Source organism: Arthrobacter sp. 49Tsu3.1M3 (genome assembly GCF_900168135.1).
Lineage (GTDB): Bacteria > Actinomycetota > Actinomycetes > Actinomycetales > Micrococcaceae > Arthrobacter.
This window is the reverse complement of sequence record NZ_FUZD01000002.1, coordinates 1-24,307: the sequence shown is the minus strand read 5'-3', so window position 1 is coordinate 24,307 and position 24,307 is coordinate 1. Positions and strand designations below refer to the sequence as shown.

Annotated in this window: 23 protein-coding genes and 1 pseudogene; 7 read left to right on the top strand and 17 right to left on the bottom strand. The window is 68.1% G+C overall.

The features are described 5' to 3' along the window. Positions 1-72: 72 nt before the first annotated feature. Positions 73-609 carry a hypothetical protein gene (locus B5X90_RS02985; RefSeq protein WP_079550030.1) on the bottom strand — a complete coding sequence of 179 codons (537 nt, stop codon included), beginning with the start codon at positions 607-609 and terminating at the stop codon, positions 73-75. Between the two features lie 262 nt (positions 610-871). On the opposite strand from B5X90_RS02985, the gene B5X90_RS02980 reads away from it, so the two are divergent. Next, positions 872-1,711 carry a DUF1206 domain-containing protein gene (locus tag B5X90_RS02980; protein WP_079550029.1) on the top strand — a complete coding sequence of 280 codons (840 nt, stop codon included), beginning with the start codon at positions 872-874 and terminating at the stop codon, positions 1,709-1,711. A 71-nt stretch (positions 1,712-1,782) separates the two neighbouring features. Then, positions 1,783-2,025, top strand: coding sequence for a hypothetical protein (locus tag B5X90_RS02975; protein WP_179129029.1), 243 nt, complete (start codon positions 1,783-1,785; stop codon positions 2,023-2,025). 84 nt (positions 2,026-2,109) lie between these two features. On the opposite strand, the gene B5X90_RS02970 is transcribed toward B5X90_RS02975, so the two are convergent. The 12 genes from B5X90_RS02970 to B5X90_RS02915 form a co-directional block, all read right to left on the bottom strand. Further along, complete coding sequence (locus B5X90_RS02970; RefSeq protein ID WP_079550028.1) at positions 2,110-3,111, bottom strand: DNA topoisomerase IB; 1,002 nt, start codon at positions 3,109-3,111, stop codon at positions 2,110-2,112. Positions 3,112-3,266: 155 nt separating this feature from the next. Next, positions 3,267-4,742, bottom strand: coding sequence for an FAD-dependent oxidoreductase (locus B5X90_RS02965; protein ID WP_079550027.1), 1,476 nt, complete (start codon positions 4,740-4,742; stop codon positions 3,267-3,269). A gap of 89 nt (positions 4,743-4,831) precedes the next feature. After that, entirely contained in the window at positions 4,832-6,118 is a 1,287-nt protein-coding gene (gene cobA / locus B5X90_RS02960) for a uroporphyrinogen-III C-methyltransferase (RefSeq protein ID WP_079550026.1), read from the bottom strand. Positions 6,119-6,230: 112 nt separating this feature from the next. After that, positions 6,231-6,527 (bottom strand): putative quinol monooxygenase, encoded by a 297-nt coding sequence (locus tag B5X90_RS02955; protein ID WP_079550025.1) that lies wholly within the window; start codon positions 6,525-6,527, stop codon positions 6,231-6,233. A gap of 200 nt (positions 6,528-6,727) precedes the next feature. After that, positions 6,728-7,666, bottom strand: a complete 939-nt coding sequence (locus tag B5X90_RS02950) for an ABC transporter permease (RefSeq protein WP_143264635.1) — start codon at positions 7,664-7,666, stop codon at positions 6,728-6,730. After that, complete coding sequence (locus B5X90_RS02945) at positions 7,656-8,381, bottom strand: ABC transporter ATP-binding protein (RefSeq protein ID WP_018775157.1); 726 nt, start codon at positions 8,379-8,381, stop codon at positions 7,656-7,658. The genes B5X90_RS02950 and B5X90_RS02945 overlap by 11 nt, the downstream gene beginning before the upstream one ends. A 44-nt stretch (positions 8,382-8,425) precedes the next feature. After that, entirely contained in the window at positions 8,426-9,604 is a 1,179-nt protein-coding gene (locus B5X90_RS02940; protein WP_079550024.1) for an ABC transporter substrate-binding protein, read from the bottom strand. Between the two features lie 283 nt (positions 9,605-9,887). Continuing rightward, a complete protein-coding gene (locus B5X90_RS02935) occupies positions 9,888-11,327 on the bottom strand; it encodes a sulfate adenylyltransferase subunit 1 (protein ID WP_079550023.1) in 1,440 nt (479 codons plus the stop codon). Further along, entirely contained in the window at positions 11,327-12,322 is a 996-nt protein-coding gene (gene cysD, locus B5X90_RS02930; protein WP_079550022.1) for a sulfate adenylyltransferase subunit CysD, read from the bottom strand. The genes B5X90_RS02935 and cysD overlap by 1 nt, the downstream gene beginning before the upstream one ends. Beyond that, positions 12,319-13,050: a phosphoadenylyl-sulfate reductase gene (locus tag B5X90_RS02925; RefSeq protein ID WP_079550476.1), complete on the bottom strand. Its 732-nt coding sequence runs from the start codon at positions 13,048-13,050 to the stop codon at positions 12,319-12,321. The genes cysD and B5X90_RS02925 overlap by 4 nt, the downstream gene beginning before the upstream one ends. Positions 13,051-13,064: 14 nt before the next feature. Further along, entirely contained in the window at positions 13,065-14,810 is a 1,746-nt protein-coding gene (locus B5X90_RS02920; RefSeq protein ID WP_079550021.1) for a nitrite/sulfite reductase, read from the bottom strand. A 131-nt stretch (positions 14,811-14,941) separates the two neighbouring features. Then, the gene (locus tag B5X90_RS02915) at positions 14,942-15,688 is read right to left on the bottom strand and encodes a sirohydrochlorin chelatase (RefSeq protein WP_079550020.1); all 747 of its coding nucleotides are present in this window, start codon (positions 15,686-15,688) and stop codon (positions 14,942-14,944) included. A 61-nt stretch (positions 15,689-15,749) separates the two neighbouring features. Here B5X90_RS02915 and B5X90_RS02910 point away from each other — a divergent pair, with 61 nt between their 5' ends. Further along, the gene (locus tag B5X90_RS02910) at positions 15,750-16,415 is read left to right on the top strand and encodes a trimeric intracellular cation channel family protein (RefSeq protein ID WP_079550019.1); all 666 of its coding nucleotides are present in this window, start codon (positions 15,750-15,752) and stop codon (positions 16,413-16,415) included. A gap of 20 nt (positions 16,416-16,435) precedes the next feature. Further along, on the top strand, positions 16,436-16,864 hold the full coding sequence (locus tag B5X90_RS02905) for a hypothetical protein (protein ID WP_018775149.1): 429 nt from the start codon (positions 16,436-16,438) through the stop codon (positions 16,862-16,864). A 118-nt stretch (positions 16,865-16,982) separates the two neighbouring features. Here B5X90_RS02905 and B5X90_RS02900 read toward each other — a convergent pair whose 3' ends face one another. The 4 genes from B5X90_RS02900 to B5X90_RS02885 all read right to left on the bottom strand — a co-directional run bounded on the left by B5X90_RS02900 (position 16,983) and on the right by B5X90_RS02885 (position 21,189). Continuing rightward, entirely contained in the window at positions 16,983-17,384 is a 402-nt protein-coding gene (locus tag B5X90_RS02900) for a type IV toxin-antitoxin system AbiEi family antitoxin domain-containing protein (RefSeq protein WP_179129028.1), read from the bottom strand. Between the two features lie 517 nt (positions 17,385-17,901). Next, positions 17,902-19,002: a polyprenyl synthetase family protein gene (locus B5X90_RS02895; protein ID WP_079550018.1), complete on the bottom strand. Its 1,101-nt coding sequence runs from the start codon at positions 19,000-19,002 to the stop codon at positions 17,902-17,904. 9 nt (positions 19,003-19,011) lie between these two features. Next, positions 19,012-20,385: a geranylgeranyl reductase family protein gene (locus tag B5X90_RS02890; RefSeq protein WP_143264634.1), complete on the bottom strand. Its 1,374-nt coding sequence runs from the start codon at positions 20,383-20,385 to the stop codon at positions 19,012-19,014. Positions 20,386-20,397: 12 nt separating this feature from the next. Then, a complete protein-coding gene (locus tag B5X90_RS02885; protein WP_079550017.1) occupies positions 20,398-21,189 on the bottom strand; it encodes a demethylmenaquinone methyltransferase in 792 nt (263 codons plus the stop codon). Between the two features lie 153 nt (positions 21,190-21,342). Here B5X90_RS02885 and B5X90_RS02880 point away from each other — a divergent pair, with 153 nt between their 5' ends. The 3 genes and pseudogenes from B5X90_RS02880 to B5X90_RS02870 all read left to right on the top strand — a co-directional run. Beyond that, entirely contained in the window at positions 21,343-22,755 is a 1,413-nt protein-coding gene (locus tag B5X90_RS02880) for an isochorismate synthase (RefSeq protein ID WP_079550016.1), read from the top strand. Between the two features lie 240 nt (positions 22,756-22,995). Continuing rightward, on the top strand, positions 22,996-23,949 hold the full coding sequence (locus B5X90_RS02875; RefSeq protein WP_079550015.1) for an ABC transporter substrate-binding protein: 954 nt from the start codon (positions 22,996-22,998) through the stop codon (positions 23,947-23,949). A 35-nt stretch (positions 23,950-23,984) separates the two neighbouring features. Continuing rightward, positions 23,985-24,307 (top strand): annotated as a pseudogene (locus tag B5X90_RS02870) (amino acid ABC transporter permease); the annotation flags it as partial.

The window sequence follows — 24,307 nt, the reverse complement described above, 5'->3', positions numbered from 1 at the left end:
CGGCTGCCACTGTTGAGGGCCGGAACGCGATGCTCCGGCCCTCAAGAGTGTCGTATACCGGCTATGCCGGGGCTAGCGGACGAGGCCCTTCAGGACGTTCTTGGGCCGCTGCATTTCGCCGTGCTTGGCGCCGAGCACGATCACCCAGCCGGCGAACACGGGGATGCTCCACTGCAGGATCTTCAGCTGCTGCTGCGCGGAACGGAGTTCCTCGGAGGCACCCGGCTTCGGCTCCGTGGCACCCTTGGCGCCCTCGGCGGCCAGTTTGTCCACCTTGGCTCCCTGCAGGCCCGCGTACAGGGTCACAGCGGCACCGGCGAGGGTGACGACGGACTTGTAGACGCTCAGGCGCGTGACGCCGTCCTGCTTGGCCATCCGGCCCTTGTTCTCCCACATGACGGCGAGGCCCGAAAGAAAATGCGCCCCAAACGCCGCCGTCTGGTACGGCGCCCACTTCTTCCAGCCCAGGCTTGAGAGGCGGGTACGTTCCGCCGGGTCCTTGGCTTCAGCAGTGGCACCGTTGAGCCCAATGGCGCCCATCAGGGAACCGCCGAACCAGGCGGCTGCCGTCAGGTCGTGAATGGATCGGGCAACAAGATTACCTGCCATGTTGAGCTTCCTATCATCTGTCTTCGAATCCGAATCGCAGGGGCAGCAAGGCTGCCGGTCCGCGGCATGTCCACGAGCGGGGCCATGACTCGGCTATGGTAAGCACACTTACCAAAAACGCGGTAGTCCAAGCGGCTGCCACGTTGCCGCGCGTAGAATCGGCGACATAGGCACACCGCCGGGGCAAACACCGTTCCACCGCCGCGGGCGCCGGAGCACAGCACCGTTCCACCGGACACAAATGAGGAATAGCCGCATCACCATGGCAGAAGAAGAGTCCGGGATCGAAGCCGCCATCGGCGACGCCGTCGACACCGCGGAGGCGGCGTCGAACAGCACGGCGCTCGACGTCGTCGCACGTTCCGGATTCGCGGTCATGGCACTGCTTCATATCGTGATCGGGGCCATCGCCGTCGCCCTGGTCCTGGGCGCGCCGGGCCAGGCCGAGCCCACCGGCGCCATCGAACAACTCGCCGCCAACCCCTGGGGTCCGGCCGTGATGTGGGCGGCCTGCATCGCCTGCGCGGGCCTCGCGCTCTGGCAGCTGAGCGAGGCGACGCTCCGGGGCCGCCACCTGCCGCGCCGGGGGCAGCTGGGCAAACTCATTTCCTCCGGCTTCCTTGCCATAGCGTACGGGAGCGTCGGGCTGAGCTTCGCGGGCTTCGGGCTCGGCCAGCGCGGTGATTCGGGCGACTCGACCCGGGATTTCAGCACGGCCCTGATCCAGTCACCCTTGGGGGTTCCGGCCCTGGCCGGCCTCGGGCTCACCATCATGGGAATCGGCGTGTATTTCATCGTCAAGGGCTTCGGGAAGAAGTTCAAGGAGGAACTGCAGCATTTCGAAGGGACCCGCCGCGGCAGGGTGATCAGCGCGCTTGGCGTCACCGGCCACGTCTCGAAAGGGCTGGCGCTGATCCTGACCGGGCTGCTCTTCGTCGTGGCCGCGGCGACCAACAACCCCGGTTCCTCCACCGGCCTGGACGGCAGCCTCAAGGCGCTCCGGGACCACCCCTTCGGCCCGTACCTGCTCCTGGCGATCGGGGCGGGGTTCATTGCCTACGGCGTGTTCGCGCTGGTCCGGGCCCGCTTCGGCCGGATGTAGGCGCCGCTCTGGGTGGGGATAACCGGCACGGCTTCCTATGGCTGCTCGGCAGACGCGACCCGGCCGAAACTATGAGGCTCGACGGTGCGGCGACACCGCTGATCTGGGGCGGCCTGGCCGGCATGCTGGCCACGGGCGTGTTCCTGAACCCGCACCTGAACAACCCGATGACCGACCTCAAGCTCGCCGCCGTCCTTGTGCTCAGCCTGAACGGGATCATGCTCATTCCGCTCATGCGGCGGCTGGCCAGGCTGACGCCTCGTTCAAGGACCTGGCTGGCGGGCAACGGGGCCATCTGCTGCTCTGCCTGGTGATCTCGCAGCTGTGCTGGTGGACGGCGATTGCCATCGGGTTCATCAACGCCGAGTTCTGAGGTGCCGCCGGGCCGCGCCCAGGTTCTAGCCGGCGGCCTTCCGCAGCGGCACCACGTCGCCTTCCTGATACAGCAGGGCGCGGATCTCGGACTCGGCGGAATCCAGCCGCCTCGGGTCGATCGTTTCCCCGGCCGCGAAGTGGTCCAGCAGCCGGGGATCCACATAGCTTTTCCGGGCGATCGACGGTGTGTTGCCCAGGACCGCGGCCGCGTCCTGCATGGCCTGGCTCACCGCGCTCTTCCGGGCCGAGACTTTCGCCTGGGGGCCGCTCTGCGCCAGGCTGACCGCTGCCGCCGCCGTCCCCCGCAGGGTGCGGAAATCCTTGGCGGTGAAGTCCTCCCCCGTGCGCTCCTTGACGTACTCGTTGATGTCCGCGCTCGACACCGGATGCCAGCTGCGGCCGTCCTTGTAGGCCAGCAGCCGGGCGTTGCCGCCGCGGCGCTTGAGCTGGCGCACGACGGCGGCGAGGTCGGCGTCGTCGATCCGCGACTCCCAGGTCTTGCCGCTCTTGGCCGGGAAGCTGAGCCGGAGTTCGTCCTTGCGGACCTTGACGTGGGCGCAGAGCAGGGTGGCGAGGCCGTGGCTGCCGTTCTCGTTGGTGTAGCGCTCCGAGCCGACGCGCAATGACCCGCTGTCGAGCATCCGAAAGGCGGCCGCCAGCACGCGTTCCCGCGTCAGCCCTTCGGAGCGCAGGTCCATGGTCACCAGGCGGCGTGCGGCCGGAAGGGTCTCAGCCAGCTGGAGCGAACGGTCGAACTTCAGCCGATCCTTCCGTTCCCGCCAGCTCGGATGGTAGATGTACTGCCGCCGGCCCACCGCGTCGACGCCCGTGGCCTGGATGTGCCCGTTGTCGTACGGGGCGATCCAGACGTCGGTCCAGGCCGGCGGGATCCCGATGCCCTCGAGCCGTTCCCGCACGGGGCCCGGCGGCAGGGTGGAGCCATCCAGGTCCTTGTAACTGAACCCGGTCCCGACGGGGACCCTGCGGTATCCGCGGCCGGACGCGTTGCTGTGGCGGAGCCTCATTGGCCGGCCCCGGGCGAGTGTTCATCCATGACGGTAAGCCTACTGACTACCCGGCGGGATTGCGCCGTTAAAACCCAACGCGGGGTCATTTCGCGCCCGTCCCGGAGGGGATTATGGGCGCGAAGTGACCCCGCGTTGCAGTTCGAGGCGGGCGTTTAGACCTCGACGGCGGCGCCGCGGGAGATCTCCACCATGTCCTCGCGGGGCACCACCTTGATGCGCTCGCGCTGGACGGCGACGCCGTGCGACCCGCCGGCGGCGGTGGCCTTCTCACCCAGGGCGCGCTCGTGCTCATCCAGGGCCAGCCAGCCTTCCCAGCTGGTGTACTCGACGCCGCGGGCCGCCAGGAGCTCGACGATCGCCTCGGGGGCGGGCGTCGCGGCCAACGGCAGGTTCTCGCGGTCCTCAAGCAGGTACGTCACGGTTTCGAGGGCGTCACCCTTGGTGTGGCCGATCAGTCCCACCGGCCCGCGCTTGATCCAGCCTGTCGCGTAGATCCCCGGCACGTGGGTGCCGGCCGCGTCCAGGACCCGGCCGCCGTCGTTCGGGACGACGCCCTTGCTGTGGTCGAACTCGACCTCGGGGAGGGCGGAGCCGAAGTAGCCGATGGCGCGGTACACGGCCTGGACCGGGTACTCAACAAACTCGCCGGTGCCGCGGGCGTTGCCGGTGCCGTCCAGTTCGGTGCGCTCGAACTTGATCCCGGCGACCCGGCCGGGCGCCTCGGCGCCGTCGGTCTTTTCTCCGTAGATCTCGACAGGGCTGTGCAGGAAGTGCAGGTGCAGCCGGCGGGACGCGGTGAGCTCGGAGAGGTCCTCGGGCTGTTCGGCGATCCAGTTGGTGAGGGTGCCCACCATGGTCTTGGTCTGGTTGTTGCTCTGGATCTGCCGGTCCGATTCGGCGTCGAACTCGAAGTCCTCGGCGTAGAGGATGATGTCCACGTCCTTGGAGTGGGAAAGTTCGCGCAGTTCCAGGGGCGTGAATTTGACCTGGGCGGGCCCGCGCCGGCCGAACACGTGCACGTCCGTGACGGGCGAGGACTTCAGCCCGGCGTAGACGTTGTCCGGGATTTCGGAGACCAGGAGGTCGTCGGCGTGCTTGGAGAGCATGCGGGCCACGTCGAGGGCCACGTTGCCGTTGCCGATCACGGCGATTTCCTTGGCCTCCAGCGGCCATTCGCGGGACACGTCGGGGTGCCCGTCGTACCAGGACACGAAGTCGGCGCCGCCGTAGGAGCCCTCGAGCTCGATGCCGGGGATGTTGAGGTCCGCGTCCTTGATGGCGCCGGTGGCGAAAATGACGGCGTCGTAGTGGGTGCGGAGGTCATCGATGGACAAGTCCGTGCCGTAGTCCACGTTGCCGAAGAACCGGATGTCGCCGCGGTCCAGGACCTTGTGCAGGGCGTTGACGATGCCCTTGATGCGGGGGTGGTCGGGGGCCACTCCGTAGCGGATCAGACCGTAGGGTGCCGGGTAGCGGTCGAAGAGGTCGATGCTGACGGTGAGCTCGCCGCTCTTGACGGCCTCGCTCTTGGTCAGGATGTCCGCGGCGTAGACGCCGGCGGGACCGGAGCCGACGACGGCGACGCGCAGCGGGCGGGCGGCGGTTCCTACGGGGGTGCTAGTTGACACGGCTGTGTTCCTTTTTTCTTCTGCATCCGTTGCTCCACAAGCGCCCTTTTGGGGCTCGATAACGGCAGTTGTGGAGCAATCGACGGGTGTTAGGGGGTCAGTACGCGGGTCTTGGTGGTGCGGGGGGCGTTCGGGGAGGTGGTGCTGTAGTCCGCGGTCTTGAAGTGCGACGGCGCGAACGGGCTGACGCGGACCACGTCGCCGATCACGATCACGGCGGGATTCGCTACGCCTGCGGCCTCCGCCTGGTCCGCGATGGTCCCGAGGGTTCCTATGGTCACCCGCTGGTTTGGCAGGTATCCATTCTCTACGATGCCAACAGGCGTCTGAAGTGGCAAACCGGCGCGGGCCAGGGAGGCTGCGGAATCGCGCAGCTGGCCCACACCCATGAGCAGGATCACAGTGTGGTCGGCACGGGCCGGGACTTCCGAGAGTTCCTCGTGGCCGGTGACCACACTGAAGCCTTTGGCCAGCCCGCGGTGGGTGACCGGGATGCCGGCGGCGGCGGGGACGGAAATGGCCGATGTGACGCCGGAAACCACTTCGACCTCGACGCCGTGCTGCCGGCAGAATTCGGCTTCCTCGCCGCCGCGGCCCAGCACGTAGGGGTCGCCGCCCTTGAGCCGGACCACGCGGTGGCCCTGCAGGGCTTCCTCGACCAGGATCCGGTTGATGTCGGACTGCGGCACCGGATGGTGGCCGGGGGTCTTGCCGACCTCCACCACGCGGACGTCGGGGGCCAGTTCGGCCAGGAGTTCACGCGGACCGAGCCGGTCCGCCACCACGACGTCGGCCTGGCCAAGGAGCCGGCGGCCGCGGACGGTGATGAGTCCGGTGTCGCCGGGACCGCCGCCCACGAGGGCCACGGATCCGGGAGCTGCCCCCGTGCCGGGAACCCGGTGCCGGCGCAGCGGCAGGTCTCCGGTGGCCAGGGCGGTGGCGACGGCGTCGCGCAGGGCCATGGCGCGGCGGGGGTCTCCGCCGGCGTTGACAGCGATCTTGACGTCGTCCACCACGGCGACGGCGGGCGTCCAGGCGGCGGAGGCTTCGTGGTCGGAGGCGTTGACGCACCAGATGCGCTGCGCCTCGGCGTCGGCGGAGACCTGGGCGTCCACGGCGCCGTCGCCGGTGGCGGTCTGGACGAACCAGACGCCGTCGACGTCGGAGCGGCGGTACGGGCGGGGCTCCCAGTTCAGGAGGCCGGCGTCGGCAAGTTCAGCGAGCGCCGGGCAGGCAGCCGGTGCCACGACGGTGACGCGGGCTCCGGCGTCGAGCAGCCCCTTGGTGCGCCGGGCGGCCACCGGTCCGGCGCCGACCACCAGCACGGGACGGCCGAGGAGGCGCAGCGCCGTGGGGTAAATGTCCTGAATTGCCATGCATCGACGATAGGGCGGCGTCACATAGCGGAACAACGGTGCGGCAACACCAGTTCACGCAAGGTAACGCCGCGTCACATAATGGCAATCGTCGCGCCGGGACGGGGCGCCCCTATTTCACGGCGATGAGTTCGATCAGCTTGATGTCCGGATCCTTGGCGAGCAGGGCGGGACCGTGTTCGCCGAGCGCGGCCGGGATGGCGCCATTGAGGTGGGCCTGCCGGTCCTCCTCGGTGTCGAAGGTGTCGAAGATGCCGAAAGTGTTCTCGTTGATCCGGAAGGCATACCAGGTGCGCGTTCCGGGCTCGTTGAGCACGATCTCGCGGCCTCCGTTCAGGAAGTCCCAGACGTCCTGTTCCTTTCCCGCTTTGGCTTCGACCAGGGCCAGCACGCCAAATTTTGCCGCCACAGCGACCTCCTAGGAATCGGGCTTTGCATCAGCCGTGGAAGGGGCCGCAACCCGGCCTCTAGGCGTGAGTGTAGGCCCGTGCCCGTGCCCCGGCAAGGTGCGATCGCAAAAGCAACGCGGGGTCACTTACGGCCCATAAACCTCAGGAATGTGGGCCGTAAGTGACTCCGCGTTGCTTTGGAGGAGCCGGGTGGTTGACGCTAGCGGGTGCTGCCGGCCAGGAGGCCGCGGCGGCGGAGCAGCCGCTTTTCAATCGGCGCGAACACGAGCAGCTCGATCAGGATTCCGACGGCGAGGATCAGCAGGATGGCGGACATGACGATGGTCATGTCGGACAGGACGCGGCCCTGGTCCAGCATGGAGCCCAGGCCGAAGCCGATGGTGCCGCCGACGGCGATGATTTCCGCCGCCATGAGCGAGCGCCAGGAGAACGCCCAGCCCTGCTTGAGGCCGCCGAGGTACCCGGGCAGGGCCGCCGGCAGGATGATCTGCAGGGCCAACTGGAGCCGGGACGCACCCAGGACCTTTCCGACGCTGCGGTACTGCGGCGGAATCTGGTCCACACCGGAGATCAGGCCATTGATGATCGAGGGAATCGCACCCATGAACACCACGAAATACACGGTGGCGTCCGTGATCCCGAACCAGAGAATAGCGGCCGGCACCCACGCCACCGACGGCAGGACCTGCAGCCCTGAGATCAGCGGCCCGAAAGCGCGCCGCAGCGGTGCCACCTGGGCCAGCACGAGACCCACTGGCGTCGCGATCACCACGCTTATCAGGAAGCCCACGACGCCGCGCTGCAGCGAGGTCCAGACGGCCTCTTGAAGCTTGCCCTCGCCCCACAGGGTTCCGACCTGGCCGATGACATCCAGGGGGCCGGGCACGACGTCGCGCCGCTTGAAGCCGAGGGAGACGTACAACTGCCAGAGGATGATCAGCACCGCCAGCGCGGCCACCGGCAGCAGGATCCGGCTCCAGTCGATGCGGACCTTGCGGATGGAGTCTGACTGCAGGGAGTCGAGGCCCGCTTCGAGCTCGCGGAGGTCCTCCTTGCCGGTGGAGGAACGGGTCAGGGCCGCATGCACTTTGCGGGTCTCGACCGGGGCTTCCGCCACGGGAAGCTGGTTACTTGGCATGGCGGCGGATCTCCTCGCGTAGCCGGGCGGTGATTTCGCCGGTGAGCTGGCCGGCCAGTCCGGCGTCGGTGCGGTGCTCTTCGCTGACGTGCCATTCCCGCACCACGCGGCCGGGCCGGGAGGAGAGCAGCAGGACGCGCTGGCCAAGCCGGACGGCCTCGCGGACGTTGTGCGTGACAAAGACGATGGTCCGGCCGGTTTCCTTCCAGATCCGTTCCAGCTCGTCATGGAGCAGGTCCCGCGTAATCGCGTCCAGGGCCGCGAACGGCTCGTCCATGAGCAGCAGCTGGCGGTCCTGGGCCAGCGACCGGGCCAGGGAGACGCGCTGGCGCATCCCGCCGGAGAGTTCGTGGGGCCGTTTGTCCCCCGCACCGCCCAGGTGTACCAGGTCCAGCAGCTCCCCCGCCCGGACCCGGCGGTCGGCCTTCCCGACGCCCCGCAGTTTCAGGGCCAGCTCGATGTTCTCGCGCGCGGTCAGCCAGGGAAACAGCGCCGCGTCCTGGAACATGAAGGCGGCGCCGTCGCTGGGCACTTCCAGGGCGCCCGACGTCGGGGCCTCCAGTCCCGCCATGATGTTGAGCAGGGTGGACTTGCCGCAGCCGGAGGCACCGAGCAGGGCGACGAACTCGCCCTGCCCGATGGTGGCGTTGACGTCGTCCAGCACAGGGGCGCCGGCGCCGAAGCGCTTGCCCAGGTGTTCCAGTACGACTGGCATGGTCTGGTCCTTACTGTTGTGGCGGATGGCTGGGGGCCGGGGCGCTATTCCTTGCCGAGCCCCTCGGCGGAGATCTTCTTGCCGGCCGCACTCTCGCTCAGAACGCTGTTGAGCGCCGTGAGGTCGAAGATGCCGTTGATGTCGGCCTGCTTGGTGGTGCCGGCGTCGACGCCGTCCTGGAGCAGTTTCTTGTACGTCCCTGCGAGCGGGTCGGTGGTGAAGACGATGTTCTTCAGGGACCGGTCGATGACGTCGGCCGGCAGTGCCTTGCCGGCGGCAGCCTTGAGTCCGTCGTTGAGGACGGTGGCTTTCTCGGCGGCGGGCGCCGCGTTGAGCCAGTCCACGGATTCGACATGGCCCTTGAGGAGCGCCTGCACAGTGGCGGGGTGCTCGGCCGCGAACGTCTTGTTGACGATCAGGACGGTGGTGACGAACTCGCCCTTCTCCCACAGGTCCTTCTCGTCGACCAGGACCTTTGCGCCGGCCTGGAGCACCAGGCGGGAGGCCCAGGGCTCGGGCAGCCACGCGCCGTCGAGCTTGCCGTCCTGGAACAGCTTGAGGGTCTGGGCATTCTCGGTCGGGTTGATCGAGACGTCGCCGCTGCCGTCAGTGGAGGTCTTGAACCCCTGCTTGCCGAGCCAGGCGCGGAGGGCCACGTCCTGCGTGCCGCCGAGCTGCGGCGACGCGAGCGTCTTGCCCTTCAGGTCGGCGGCCGAGTTGATGCCGGGCTTGACCACCAGCTGCGCTCCGCCGGACGCGGCGCCGGCGATGATGCTGATGGACTGGCCGTTGCTCTTGACATAGGAGTTGATGGCCGGATTGGGGCCGATGTACGTGGCGTCGATGGCGCCGGCGTTCAGGGCCTCGATCGCGGCGGGGCCGGCGTTGAACACCTGCGTGCTGAGCTTGGTCGCCCCGAGGTCCTTGGCGATGAACCCCTTGTTGACACCCACCAAGGCCGGAGCGTGGGTGATGTTGCCAAAGTAGCCGAGCCTGAGTTCCGTGGCCGGGCCGGCGTCCGCCGTGGCCGCTGCGGGGGCGGTTTCCGGGCTGCGCGACAGCGAGGATGCAACGGCTGCGCCGGCGCCGATCAGGAGCACGAGGCCCGCGACCAGGGCGATCTCCAGGGTGCGCTTGCGTTTCGGTTTGCCGGTCTCGCCGGCGACGATCCGGGTGGTGCCGGGCTGTGTGCCGGACCCGGGGGTTTCGGGGGTGTGTGACATGGGTGAAGTCCTGTTCTGGGGTGTGTGCGGAAGGGCCGGGCGGCTGGTCAGCGCCGGCGACATCGCCCCTGGAAGTCCCTGCGGGGCAGGCCGGGGAACCGTTCCTGTGTCTTCATTCATTCACCATAGGGAGTGTCATATTCGGGGTTCAACGGCCCGGAAACCGGGGGTCACGCGGGTTCACGCAGCGTCACATTCGGCCCCAAAAGACGGCAGCTTGCTTCCCGGACCGCCGCCCATGGCAACCGACCGGGAAACAAGCTGCGCCCGTGTGGCACGTGGCCTAGATCGAGTAGCGCTCGTCCTCGTGGTCGCCGGGGTGGTCGTTGACCAGGCCTGCGGCGAGGGTGTTGCCGTCGAGCGGGTCGATCACGAGGAACGCCCCGGTGCGGCGGTGGTGCAGGTAGTTCTCCAATGGCAGCGGCGCGGCGAGCCGGAGCTGCGCGTGCCCGATGTCGTTGAGCTCCAGGGTGGTGGTCGGCTCGAGGCCGAAGCTGGCGAGGTCCAGTTTGCCCGTCACGTTCCGCACCAGGGCCTGGACCGTGCGGGTGCCGTGCTTGACCAGGACCTTGGAGCCCTCCCGGAGCGGCTTGGGCGAGAGCCAGCACAGTGCGGCGTAGAGGTCAGCCGATGCCTCGCGCACCGTCCCGGCCGCCGCGATCGTGTCACCGCGGGCCACGTCGAACTCGTCCGCCAGGCGCAGGGACACGGACTGCGGGGCGGCCGCCTCGGCGAGCTCGCGGCCCGCGAAGTCGATCCCCGTGATGCTGGTGGTGCGCGGGGCCTGGCCCGGGGTCAGGATGCTGACCTGGTCCCCCAGTTTCACGGAGCCCTCGGTGATCTGGCCGGCGTAGGCACGGTAGTCGCGGTAGGCCTCGGGATCGAGTCCGCCGGCGATGGCGTCCGGAGCCAGCGCTCCCTGCGGCCGGACCACCAGCTGGACCGGGAAACGGAAGCTTTCGAGGTGGCTTTCGAGTTCGTCGGCGGCCGGCAGCGTCTCCAGGACCTCCAGGAGCGCCGGGCCGTCGTACCACGGGGTCCGCTCGGAGCGGTCCACCACGTTGTCGCCGTCGAGGGCGGAGACGGGGATGACGAAAAGATCGGAGACCCCGCCTGCATTTGTATCGTCACGGCCGAGCCCGAGTTCGCGCCCGACCTGCTGGACGTCCGCCTCGATCCCGCGGAACACGTCCTCGCTGAAATCCACGAGGTCGATCTTGTTCACGGCGACGATCACGTGTGCCACGCGCAGCAGCTGCAGCACGGACAGGTGCCGGCGGGTCTGCTCGAGGACACCCTTGCGGGCGTCGATGAGCACGACGACGGCGTCCGCTGTGGACGCGCCGGTCACCGTGTTCTTGGTGTACTGCACGTGCCCGGGGCAGTCCGCGAGGATGAAGCTGCGCCGGTCCGTGGCGAAGTAGCGGTAGGCGACATCGATCGTGATGCCCTGCTCGCGCTCCGCGCGCAGGCCGTCGGTCAACAGGGCGAGATCGATCGCTTTCGTGCCGGTGGCCCCTTCACCGCCGAACCCGCGGTCCGCCGACGTGCGGGCGACGGCGTCCAGCTGGTCGGCGAGGATCGCCTTCGAGTCGTGCAGGAGCCGGCCCACCAGGGTGGACTTGCCGTCATCGACGGAGCCCGCCGTGGCGAAGCGGAACAGCGTGGTGGGCAGCGCCGCGGCAACGAGGTCCGGGCCCGGGAGAAACGTTTCCGTGCTCATTAGAAATAGCCGTCCTTCTTGCGGTCTTCCATGGCGGCCTCGGAGATGCGGTCGTCGGCCCGGGTGGCGCCACGTTCGGTGATGGTCGAGGCGGCAACCTCAATGACGACGTCGCGCACCGTGGCGGCGGCCGATTCCACGGCGCCGGTGCAGGACATGTCGCCGACGGTCCGGTAGCGGACGGTCTTGGTGATGACTTCCTCGTGCTCGCGCGGCTGGGAGACCTCGCCGACGGCGCGCCACATGCCGTCGCGGGCGAAGACTTCGCGGTCGTGGGCGTAGTACAGGCCCGGCAGCTCGATGTTCTCGCGCTCGATGTAGCGCCACACGTCCAGTTCGGTCCAGTTGCTGATGGGGAACGCGCGGACGTGCTGGCCCACCGTGTGCCGGCCGTTGTAGAGGTTCCACAGTTCGGGCCGCTGGTTGCGCGGGTCCCACTGGCCGAACTCGTCGCGCAGGCTCAGGATCCGTTCCTTGGCCCGGGCCTTGTCCTCGTCGCGGCGGCCGCCGCCGAAGACGGCGTCGAACTTGTTGCGCTGGATCGCATCCAGCAGCGGCACGGTCTGCAGCGGGTTCCGGGTGCCGTCGGCACGCTCGGCCAGCTCACCGGAGTCGATGAACTCCTGGACGGAACCGACGACGAGCTTCAGGCCCAGCCGCTCCACGGTGCGGTCGCGGAAGTCGATGACCTCGGGAAAATTGTGGCCGGTGTCCACGTGCAGCACCGGGAACGGCACCTTGCCGGGCCAGAAGGCCTTCGTGGCCAGGTGCAGCATCACCACGGAATCCTTGCCGCCGGAGAACAGCAGCGCGGGCTTCTCGAACTCGGCGACCACCTCGCGGATGATGTGAATGGCCTCGGACTCGAGGGTGTCCAGGCTGGAGAGTCGGGCGGCCGCGACGCCGATTGCCGGAGCGGCAGATGCCGTGGAGGCGGTGGTGGTGAAGGTGGCGACATCGGGGTCGACGGCCACGAAAGTCTCAACATTGCTCATACGTGTAGTCCGCATTCTGTCTTGTCGGTTCCTGCCCAGCGTCCGGCGCGGGGGTCGTCGCCGGGCGCCACCTTGCGGGTGCAGGGCTGGCAGCCAATGGACGGGTAGCCCTGTGAAAGCAGCGGGTTGACGGGCAGGAGGTTGTCGTCGGAATACTGCACCAGCTGGTCGAAGGTCCACGCCGCCACCGGGTTGACCTTGACCAGGCCGTTGGCCTCGTCCCAGATGACCAGCGGCGTGTTGGTGCGGGTGGGGGCCTCGTCGCGGCGGACTCCGGTGAACCAGAGCTCGTAGCCGGCCAGGGTGCGGCGCAGCGGCGCCACTTTGCGCAGGGCGCAGCACTGGGCGGGGTCGCGGGCGAAGAGGTCCTTGCCCAGGAGCCGGTCCTGCTGCTCGACGGTGTTCTCCGGCAGCACGTCCACGACGTTGACGCGCAGGTTGGCCGCGACCTCGTCGCGCGTCGCGTGCGTCTCCGGGAAGTGGTAGCCGGTCTCCAGGAACAGGACGTCGACGCCGGGGAGCTGGTCCGCGACGAGTGCCGGCAGGACCGCATCCGCCATGGAGCAGGCGACGGCGACGGTCGGCAACTCGAAATTGCGGGCCACCCAGGCAATGACGTCACGGGCCGGGGCGTCCCAGCCGAGCTCGGCGGCGCCGGCCTCGGCGAGGGCCTTGAGCTCGTCGTGGGAGCGGAGTGCAACAGGGCCGTTGCCAGGCGATGCCGCCAGCGGCTGAACGTTGGTCACTGAAGATCACCCTCTTCCGCGGCGAAGGCCCACTCGGCGAAGCTTTGGCCCTCGGCGCGGTCGGCGACGAACTTGCGGACCACGCGTTCAACGTAGTCGGGCAGTTCCCCGGCCGTGACCTTGAGACCGCGGACGGTGCGGCCCAGGCCTGCCTCCTCGCGGCTGTCGGACGCGAGCCCGCCGCCGAGGTGGACCTGGAAACCCGGGGTGGGGTCGCCGTCGGGCGTTGGCAGCATCATGCCCTTGAGGCCGATGTCCGCCGTCTGGATCCGGGCGCAGGAGTTGGGGCAGCCGTTGATGTGCAGGGACAGCGCCTGAGGCAGCTGCTTGCTCTCGGCGAGGTCGGCCAGCCGGCGCTCCAGCTCGGCAACCGCCGTCGCCGCAGTTATCTTCGTTTCCACGATGGCGAGCTTGCAGAACTCGATGCCGGTGCAGGCGATGGTGCCGCGCCGGAACACGGACGGGCGGGCGGACAGGCCCAGGGCGTCGAGCTCGGCCACGAGTGGGTCCACCTCATCCTTGGGCACGTCGAGGACCACGAGCTTCTGGTGCGGGGTGGTGCGCAGGCGCTGCGAGCCGCGGGCCTCCAGGGTGTCCGCGAGCTTGACCAGCTGGCTGCCGGAGAGGCGGCCGGCCAGCGGGGTGGCGCCGATGAAGAACTTGCCGTCCTTCTGTTCGTGCACGCCGATGTGGTCACCGGGCGTGGAGGGCTTGGGCGCCGCGGGACCGTCGGAGAGCTTGTAGCCGAGGTATTCGTCTTCGAGGACCTGGCGGAATTTGACCGGCCCCCAGTCAGCCAGCAGGAACTTCAGGCGGGCCTTGGTGCGCATGCGCCGGTAGCCGTAGTCGCGGAAGATGCTGGTGACGCCGAGCCACACATCGGCGGCCTGGTCCGGCCGGACGAAGGCGCCGAGGCGCTTGCCCAGCATGGGGTTGGTGGAGAGCGCGCCGCCCACCCAGAGGTCGTAGCCGATGCCGAGTTCGGGGTGGACCAGGCCCACCAGGGCGACGTCGTTGATCTCGTGCACCACGTCCTGGCTGGGGTGGCCGGTGATGGCGGTCTTGAACTTGCGCGGCAGGTTGGCCAGTTCCGGGTCGCCGATGAACCGCTCGGCGAGTTCCTGGATCAGCGGCGTGGGATCGATGATCTCGTCTTTGGCGATGCCCGCCACCGGGGAGCCGAGGATGACGCGCGGCACGTCGCCGCAAGCTTCCGTGGTGGACAGCCCCACGCCCTCGAGCCGGCGCCAGATTTCGGGCATGTCTTCGACCCGGATCCAGTGCAGCTGGATGTTCTGGCGGTCCGTGAGGTCGGCCGAGTCGCGGGCGAAGTCCACGGAGATCTGGCCGATGACGCGCAATTGCTCGGTGGTGAGCGCACCGCCGTCGATCCTGACGCGGAGCATGAAGTATTTGTCTTCGAGCTCGTGGGGCTCAAGCGTGGCGGTCTTGCCGCCGTCGATCCCGGGTTTGCGCTGGGTGTAGAGCCCCCACCAGCGGAAGCGGCCGTGCAGGTCGGTGCCGTCGATCGAGTCGAAGCCGTGCTTGGAGTAGACGGACTCGATACGCTCGCGGACGTTGAGGCCGTTGTCTTCCTGTTTCCAGGTCTCGTTGGCGTTCAGCGGCGTGGTGCCGTCGACTTTCCACTGGCCGTGCGGCTTTGCGGCCGGGCGGGGAGGGCGCTTGGTGCGGCCGGCGGCAGCCTCGTCCGTGGACGCTCCGGCTAGAGCTGTATCAGTCATGCATCGACTGTAGGGGCGGCCGTAATCCCGTCACAAAGGGTCAGAAACGGGGAGTCACCTAGGGCAACATTTCGTCACGAACCGCCGGAAACCCTTGAAGTCGCCCTGCGGCTGTGCATCTGCGCGGACCGTCAGGGCCGGGGTTGCGGTGCCCCGGCCAGCGCCGCGTCGTAGCGTTCCAGGGCAATTTCGGCGAGGACCGGGGAGGGCAGCAGCGGCGCCGTCACCAGGTCAGCACCGGCCTTGGCCAGCTGGTCGTGGAAGAAGCCGGGCGCCAGGAGATACGAGGCGATGACGACGCGTCCGCCAAGGTCCACCGCTCCGGCGGACTCCCCCGCGCCGGCACCGCCGGCGGCCTCCTCGCGGAGCATGGCGACGGCGTCGGGAACCGAGGGCTTGGCGGAGGCGCCGTAGGCAGCCACGATCCGGTTGGAACGCAGGGCACGGAGCTGTTCCGTGAGTTCCTCTACATTCTGTGCGGCGCTGGGATCGGAGGACCCGGCGGCGGCGAGGACCACGGCGTCGTTGTCCGTTACCCCGGCCTCGCGCAGCCGCTGGTCGAGCAACGCTGCGAGCCGCGGATCCGGACCCAGCGGCGCCGCGGCCAGGGTGTCCGGCCGGCTCTTCACGGCGCGGGCAATGTCCACCTTGACGTGGTATCCAACGCTGAGCAGCAGCGGAACCACGACGGCGGTTACCCCCGCCGGGAGCCCAGCCACGACGGCCGGCAGGTCCGGGTCCTGCACGTCCACGTAGGCCTCGCGGACGTCCAGCCCGGGACGGAGCCCGGCGATGCCGTCCCGGAGCGCGTTGACCTCCGCGGCCCCGTGCGGGCTCGACGTGCCGTGGGCGCAGGCGATCAGGATGGGGGTATTCATAGCCGTTAGCGTAACCTTGGAGCCGCCCTATCCGCCCCCTTGCAATCGACCGGGACGCTTCATGACCTTCTCCTTCAGCCTTGTCCTGGTCTGGCTTGACCTCGCCGGCGTGTTCTTCTTTGCGGTCTCCGGCTCGCTGCTCGCGGCGCGCAAGCAGTTCGATATCATCGGCTCGCTGCTCCTGGCCTCGGTGGTGAGCCTGGGCGGCGGCGTCATCCGCGACATCATCATCAACGCGGGCCCGCCCGCCGCGTTCACTAATCCGGCGTATCTGGCGCCGCCCCTGTTTGCCACGGTGCTGGTGTATTTTCTGTTCTCCAGCGTCCAGCGCTTCACGTCGCTGCTGATCCTGTTCGACGCCGGCGGGCTGGCCCTGTTCTGCATCACCGGCACGCTGAAGGCCCTCGCCGCCGGGATGAATCCCGTGGCCGCCGTACTGCTGGGTGTCACGACGGCGGTGGGTGGCGGCCTGCTGCGGGATATCACCGCCAACGAGGTCCCGCAGCTCTTCGACCCCAGGGATCTGTACGCGCTGCCGGCGTTCGCCGGGTCGGCGTCGACGGTGATCCTGTCCCTCACGGGGACCTTCACCGCGGTGAGCGCCTGCGCCGTCGCCGGGGTGGTCTTCGCCTTCCGGGTCACGGCCTGGCGGCGCCACTGGTACGTTCCGCTTGCGGTGCGCGGCTGGCACCGGCTGGGCCTGGACAACGCGGAAAACGACCGCTGAGGATTAGCTAGGATAAGACCATGACTGACATGTTCCTCGAGAAATTCCGCGCGCTTGTCCCGAAGTATCTCGAAGACGAATGGCAGGAAGAAGATGGCCTCCCGGCCGAGGAGCTCGACGCCGCCCTCGCCGAACACCAATTCCAGGTCCCGCTGGTCCTGCGCGAGTTCTACCTGGCAGTCGGCGGCTGCGAGGACATCATGGAGGCCTACCACTACTTCTGGGACCCCGAAGAGCTCGAAGTAGATGACGAGGGCTTCCTCATGTTCCTCGAGGACGAGGAAGAGCAGTTCACCTGGGGTTTCCGCGTCGGGGACCTCAGCATCCCGGATCCCATCGTGTACCGCCGCAACAACGCCCGCGGCCAGTGGAAGAGCGAGGAAGGGACCTTCTCCGAATTCGTCTTCGACATGTTCGAGTGGGCCTTCAACGACGAGGACGAAGACTAGGCTCAACGGCCGGGCTCGGCAGTACGGGGGCACTTTGCCAAGGACATGCCGAGGCCCAGCCCGGTGATCCCCGGTTGAGGCGCCAAAGTAGCCCCGGACGGCCGCCGCGACCTGCCCATCACGGCCGAAATTCCGGCAGACAATGGAGTGCATGGATCAGGACGTCGGCCAGTCCGGCCACCGGCAGCCACGGGTGCCGGGGATGCCTGCAGCGGCCATGGGCCACGGTGCCGGGCGGTACCGCCCGATGCCCAAGACACAAATGCATGGACTGAGCCGGCACCAAGGTCCACAAACCATAGCCCGGAGCGGCCGACAGGCAAGTCAGCAACCCGTTCAGTTCGCGCGCCGCCCGGTAGACGCCGGAATCCTGCGGCAGTCCATAGTGCCCGCGACGAATCCTCACCATGGTGCCTTGGGCCACGGCCGCGGCAATTCGGTGTCGGCTGAATCCAGCCCGGCCAAGGTCAGCCGCGGTGGCCGTTCCGCCCCGCGAAGCAAGATAAGTGGCAACGTTCATTCCGCCAATGTGCCGCGCCTGGGATCCTATGAGCTCACTCCGGTTGCGTCATGTGGAAAACCCCGGGACCGTCACCCAGTGCCGCTGCGGGGCACTTTGACACGAACACGCCGAGGAAACAGCCTGGAAGCAGCCCGTACCGCGGCAAAGTGGCCCCGCACGGCAGCGCAGTGCCGCAGCGACGCAATGTGCCCCTGGCGAAACTCAGCGCGACATTGTTTGGCAACGAATCGAAAACTTGTGACAACAAATTTACAGATAGGTCTGGACGCTATGACATAACTGTCATAGAGTTGTTTGTGGGTTCACCAAATGCCTCCGGTGGATCTGATGCGAACGGAGAAATGGCCCCGGTTCGGCACAACGGAAGACTCGAACGTTGTGAGGAACCGGGGCCATTCCGTTTAAGCCGGAGGCCTGGTTGATCGGCAGGCCGCGCCCTCGCCGGAAGGACCGGCTGGAGACCGCGGTAAAGGCTCAGCGGCAGGCCTGGCGATACGCCGGAGGCCGGGGACTGCTAGCTGCTGCGGTCCACTACGGCGTGGGCGAAGCTGGTCAGCGAGGCCTTGACGACGCCTTCGGGCAGCGGGGCAAGGGCGGCAATGGCCTCATCGGCCCAGGTGCGTGCCACCACCCAGGACTGTGCAGTGACGGGGTGCTCCCGGAGTCCGGCCACGGCGGCGGCCAGGGCCTCATCCGAGCTGAGGTCGCCGTCGATCAGCGTCAGCAGTTCGACGGCGGCCTGATCGCCGTCGCGGGCCGCGTTGCGCAGCAGCAGCACGGGCAGGGTGGGGACGCCTTCGCGAAGGTCCGTTCCCGGCGACTTGCCGGACTTGACCTTGATCCCGGTGACGTCGATGACGTCGTCGGCGAGCTGGAACGCCACGCCCACCTTCTCGCCGTACTCGACCAGGATGGGCTCGTAGGCTTCGTCGGCGCCGGAGAAGATCGCACCCAGCTGACCGGAGGCTGCCACGAGCGAGCCGGTCTTGTCCGCGATGACGGAGAGGTAGTGCGCCAAGGGGTCCTCGTCCGGGCGCGGTCCCACGGTCTCGTGCAGCTGGCCCAGGCAGAGCCGTTCAAAGGTGCGGGCCTGGATGCCAAGCGCCCGGGACCCGAGCTCCGAGACCAGGATGGAGGCGCGGGCAAAGATGAGGTCGCCGGTCAGGACCGCGACGGAGTTGCCCCAGACCTCGTGGGCCGTCGGCGCACCCCGGCGGAACGGCGCGGAGTCCATGACGTCGTCGTGGTAGAGGGTGGCGAGGTGCGTCAGTTCAACGACGACGGCGGCCTGCACCACTGCGGGCAGGGAGGCGTCGCCAAGGTGGGCGCACAGCAGGGTCAGCAGCGGGCGGATCCGCTTGCCGCCGGCTTCCACGAGGTGACGCGACGTTGCGTCAGCCAGGGGATCGGAGTTGGCAATGGCTTCGCGCAGCTTCTTCTCGACGCGCGCCAGGTTGGTGGTGAGCGCCGGGCCCAGCTCGGGGTCGCCCGCGATGGCCGAGAAGCCTGCCGGCAGTTGGAGGCCGGTGGCAATCGCGGTGGTGTTGAGGCTGGGTTCAGCGCTCGGCAGGCCGTGTCCGGCGTGCGTCCAGCTTTGGTCTGCAGAGTTGGTCACGGGTTAACCCTAACTTTTTGTTGCGGAAACCGCGGAGTTGGAGCGCGGAACGCTGTCCGTGGTGGATGCGGCCTTGTTGGACGCTGCCTGATTGGACGTGGCGGGAACCAGGGATTCCAGGACCCGGATGACCCGGTCCTCGAAGCCCTTGGCGGCGGGATCGGTGAGGTTGGCCAGCATCCGCACCACGAAACGCATGAGCACCGGGACAGGCATGCCGGTCCGGAGGGCCAGTTTCATGACGGCCGGCTTGCCGATCAGGGCGGCGAACGCCCGTCCCAGTGTGAAGTGTGAGCCCCACTGCTGCCGCACATAGTCGGCGTACCGGGCGAGGTGCGCGTCGGCGGCCCTGGAAGCCTCCGTCCCGGACCCCCAGCCGGCGGACGCAGACCGGGCAGCGGCGTCGGCGATGAATTCGGCCGCGAAGCGGGCGGACTCCATGGCGTAGGAGATGCCCTCGCCGTTGAACGGGGAGACCATGCCGCCGGCGTCGCCGAGGAGCAGCAGGCCCGGAGAATAGTGCGGGGTGCGGTTGAAGCCCATGGGCAGCGCGGCGCCACGGATCTCGCCCACCTGGTTGTCCGGGGTGAAGCCCCAGTCGGTGGGCATGCCGGCGGTCCATTCGCGCAGCACCTGCTTGTAGTCCAGCTTGCCGAAGTCCTTAGAGGAGTTCAGGATGCCCAGGCCCACGTTGGAGGTGCCGTCGCCGACGCCGAACACCCAGCCGTAGCCGGGCAGGAGTTTGCCGTCGCGGCCGGGGAGCTCGAGCCAGCCTTCCATCCAGTCGTCGTCGTGCCGCGGCGAGGTGAAGTAGGTCCGCACAGCCACGCCGAGCGGCCGGTCGTCGCGCTTGCCGATGCCCAGTGAGACGGCGGTGCGCGTCGAGTTCCCGTCGGCGGCGAGGACGACGTCGGCGCTGAAGTCGCGCGTCTCGCCGGTCTTGCGCCCGGAGTCGTCCAGCAGCGCGGCGCGCACGCCGGTGACCCGGCCATCCTCGGAGCGCAGCGCCTCGGTGACGCTGTGGCGTTCGAGCACGACGGCGCCCGCGGACTGGGCATGCCGGGCGAGTTGTTCGTCGAAGCCGAGCCGGGTACGGATCAGCCCGTACTGCGGGAAGTCGGCAACCTCCGGCCAGGGCAGTTCGATCGTGCGGCCGCCGGCGATCAGGCGCAGGCCCTTGTTCCGCCGCCAGCCGTCGGTTTCGGGGTGGGCGAGTCCCAGCTTCTGGATCTCGCGGACCGCGCGCGGGGTGAGTCCGTCGCCGCACACCTTCTCGCGGGGAAAGCTGGTTTTCTCCAGCACCGTGACGTCAATGCCGGCTTTGGCAAGGTAGTAGGCGGCGGTGGATCCGGCCGGGCCCGCCCCGACGATCAGTACATTCACAGCAGGGATCGGCTATCGGCCGGGCCGGGTGATGTTGCGGCGCAGCTTGGCCACGGGTCCGGTGTGGGCGGCCAGCGCCGCAGCGCCGGCGGCAGGGCCGGTTGAGGGGTCGGCCGGTTTTTGGGCCCGGTGCACGGCGACGATGCCGCCGCTGAGGTTGCGGTAGGTGACGGATTCCCAGCCGGCCTCCTGCAGCCAGGCCGCAAGGTGGTCCTGGTCCGGCCAGGCGCGGATGGACTCGGCGAGGTAGACGTAGGCGTCGGGGTTGGAGGAGGCCTTGACGGCGATGGCCGGGAGGGCCCGCATGAGGTATTCGGTGTACATGGTGCGCCACAGCGGCACCACGGGCTGGGAGAATTCCGCAATGACCAGCCGGCCGCCGGGCTTGGTGACCCGCAGCATCTCGGCCAGGGCCTTCTTCGGCTCGTTGACGTTGCGCAGGCCAAAGGAGATCGTGCTGGCGTCGAAGGTGCTGTCCGCGAACGGCAGGCGGGTGGCGTCCCCGGCGATGAAGTCGATGTCCGGGCGGCGGCGCTTGCCGACCTTGAGCATGCCAAGGGAGAAATCGCAGGCGATGACGTTGATGCCTGCGTCGGCGTATGGCTCGCTGGAGGTGCCGGTGCCGGCGGCGAGGTCCAGGACGTGCTGACCGGCCGATACGCCCATGGCCTCCACCACCACCTTGCGCCAACGCCGCGTCTGCCCCAGGGACAGGACATCGTTAACGACGTCGTATTTGGGGGCGACGTCGTCAAACATCGTGGCTACTTCGTCCGGACGCTTATCCAAGGATGCTCGGTTCACCCTGACATTGTCTCAAATGATCGGCGCTCCCACGAACGGGCCGCCAATTGACGCGGCTTTCACCTGCGGCAACGGGCGCGGCGGCCCCGTGCTGGCCCGGCCGGCACGTGTATATCCACCCAATGGGCGATCACGGGCTAGTGTTATGAAATCATGACGAGCACGTTCCGCACCTTGACAGTCCCCCTCGATGCCGAAACTTTCCCCGGGGGCCTGCCGTCGTTTCTGGTCCGGGACGATGTCCTCTGCTGGACCCGCCGCGAGGCCGGTCTCGTGGGCTTCGGCGAGATAGCCCGTTTTACCGCCACCGGGCCCGAGCGGTTCCTGGAAGCGGACATCTGGTGGCGCCACCAGGTCCTGGAGGCAGACATCCAGGACAGTGTTGGCTGCCCCGGCACCGGCCCGGTCGCCTTCGGCTCCTTCGCCTTCTCCAAGGCCTCCGCCCATGAGTCCCGGCTGCTGGTCCCGGAAATCGTTGTCGGGCTCCGTGACGGCCAGGCCTGGCTGACCCAGCTCACGTTCGACGACGGCGACCTCACCGAAGCCGGCGCCCGCGCCGCCCTGGAGCGCTGGCTTCACAGCACCAGCGCCAATCCCGGGACCGGCACCAATCCCGGCACCAGCGCCAATCCCGGGACCGGCGTGACCCTGGCGGACGACCCGGTGCCGGCGGCCGCGCATGCCGGTGGCGCCGTCGTACGTCCTTTGCCCTTGGCCGCAGGGGCAACGTTGCACACCGGCTCGCTCAGCGAGGAAGACTGGATGGCCGCCGTTGCCGCGGGCGTCGCGGAGATCCGGACCGGCGCCCTGGAAAAGCTGGTGCTGGCGCGGGATGTCGTGGCCACCGTCCCCACCGGTGTCAAGGCCGCCGAGGTGCTGCGCGAGCTGTCCGCCCGGTACCGCGAATGCTGGACGTACGGGGTGGACGGACTCGTGGGGGCCACGCCGGAAATGCTGATCCAGGTGGAGGGACGCACCGCGCAGGCCCGCGTCCTGGCCGGCACCCTGGACCGCCGCGACGCCGATGGCAAGGCGGGCTCACCGCTGGAATTCGCCGAACGGGTGCTGGCCGGCTCCGAGAAACAGCGGCACGAACACGACATCGCAATCCAGTCCCTGACCACGCAGCTGGCCCCGTTTTCCGAGGCCATGAACGCGCACAGCGAGCCCTTCATCCTCGAACTGCCCAATGTGTGGCATCTGGCCTCGGACGTGAAGGCTGAACTGGCCGAGGTGGAAGGCCACGTCCCCACGTGCCTGGCCCTGATCAACGCGCTGCATCCGACCGCCGCCGTCTGCGGCACCCCCACTGCCGTGGCCGGGGCGCTCATCCGCAAGCTCGAGCACCTGGACCGCGGACCCTACGCCGGGCCGGTCGGCTGGCTCGACGCGGCCGGCAACGGCGAATGGGGCATCGCCCTGCGTGGCGCCGTCATCGAATCCCCGCACACGGTCCGGCTCTATGCGGGCTGCGGCGTGGTGGACGGCTCGGTTCCCGAGACTGAGCTCGCCGAGACGTGGGCGAAATTCCGGCCGATGCTGGAATCGCTCGGCATCAGCAGCTAGGGTGCGGGGCCGCCAACGCCGGCCGGGCCGGTGAGTCGGACCCCGATCTGGACCGCGGGAACTGGCGAAACGGACAGGAATCCGGGATCACAGACAGGGCGGGCATTGAAGATATTGCTTTTGGGTCTGGTTTAGTTATCCAATAGTGAAACTTAGTTTTCTGTGACGTACATCTCTTGTTCGGCGATACACTATAAATCGGCTTCGCTACGCATCCCTCCGGCAACAAAAGGTAAGAAAATGCAGATCTCCCGTTCGCTCCTGAGCAACCCCGCACTGAAGGTCGCCACGGTGCTCGCCGTCGGCGCACTGGCCATGACGGCCTGCACGAACGCCTCCGAGACCGGCCCCTCCGGCGCGGCTTCCGCTTCGGGCAGCGCCGCGGCCAGCTTTGACCCGAGCACGGTCAAGAAGGACGATGCCCTGGCGGCCATGGTTCCTGAGGCAATCAAGACAAAGGGCACCCTGACCGTGGGCTCCGATACGTCCTACGCCCCCGCGGAATTCCTCGGCACCGACGGCCAGACCCCTGTGGGCTACGACGTCGACATGGCCAAGGCGATCGGCGCCATGCTGGGCCTTAAGGTCCAGGTCCAGACGTCCGAGTTCACCGGCATCCTCCCGGCCCTGGGCCCGAAGTACGACCTCGGCATCTCTTCCTTCACGATCAACCCGGAGCGGCTTGCCGCTGTGAACATGGTCAGCTACTTCCAGGCAGGTACCGGCTGGGCCGTCCAGAAGGGCAACCCGAAGAAGGTCTCCCTCGATGACCTGTGCGGCAAGTCTGTTGGCGTGCAGACAGGCACCATCCAGGAAGATCCGGACCTCTCGGACCGCAACAAGAAGTGCACCGCCGCGGGCAAGCAACCCATCAACATCGTGACGCTCAAGACCCAGACGGACATCACCACCCGTCTGGTCAACGGCAGCATCGATGCAATGGCTGCGGACTCCCCCATCATCGGCTACGCACTGACCCAGACCAACGGCCAGCTCGAGAAGCTCGGCGATGTCTACGATTCTGCGCCCCAGGGCATTGCCGTCGCCAAGTCGGACACGGCCCTGGCCGACGTCATCCAGAAGACTGTGACCAAGCTGATGGAAGACGGCTCGTACAAGAAGATCCTTGAGGGCTGGGGCGCTGCTGACGGTGCCATCACCAAGTCCGAGGTCAACCCGGCGGCCGCGTCTTGAGCCTTCCCGCAACCGGCCACGCCACAGGTGGACAGATGGACAGCCATCAGAACCAACACGCCGCACCGGTACTGAACAAGTCAGTTCCGGTGCGCCATCCCGGCCGCTGGATCAGCGCCGTGGTGATTCTTGGCGCTTTGGCTCTTTTCCTGCAGAGTCTCGTCACGAACCCCAACTTCCGCTGGGACGTCGTCGGCGCTTACATCCTGGATGTCAAGGTGGTCCAGGGCGTTGTCTGGACCCTGGTCCTGACGGTCGCCTCTATGGTCCTGGCCATTATCCTGGCCGTGCTGCTGGCCTTCATGCGGCAGTCAGAGAATCCTGTTTTCCGCTGGTCCAGCTGGACCTGGGTCTGGTT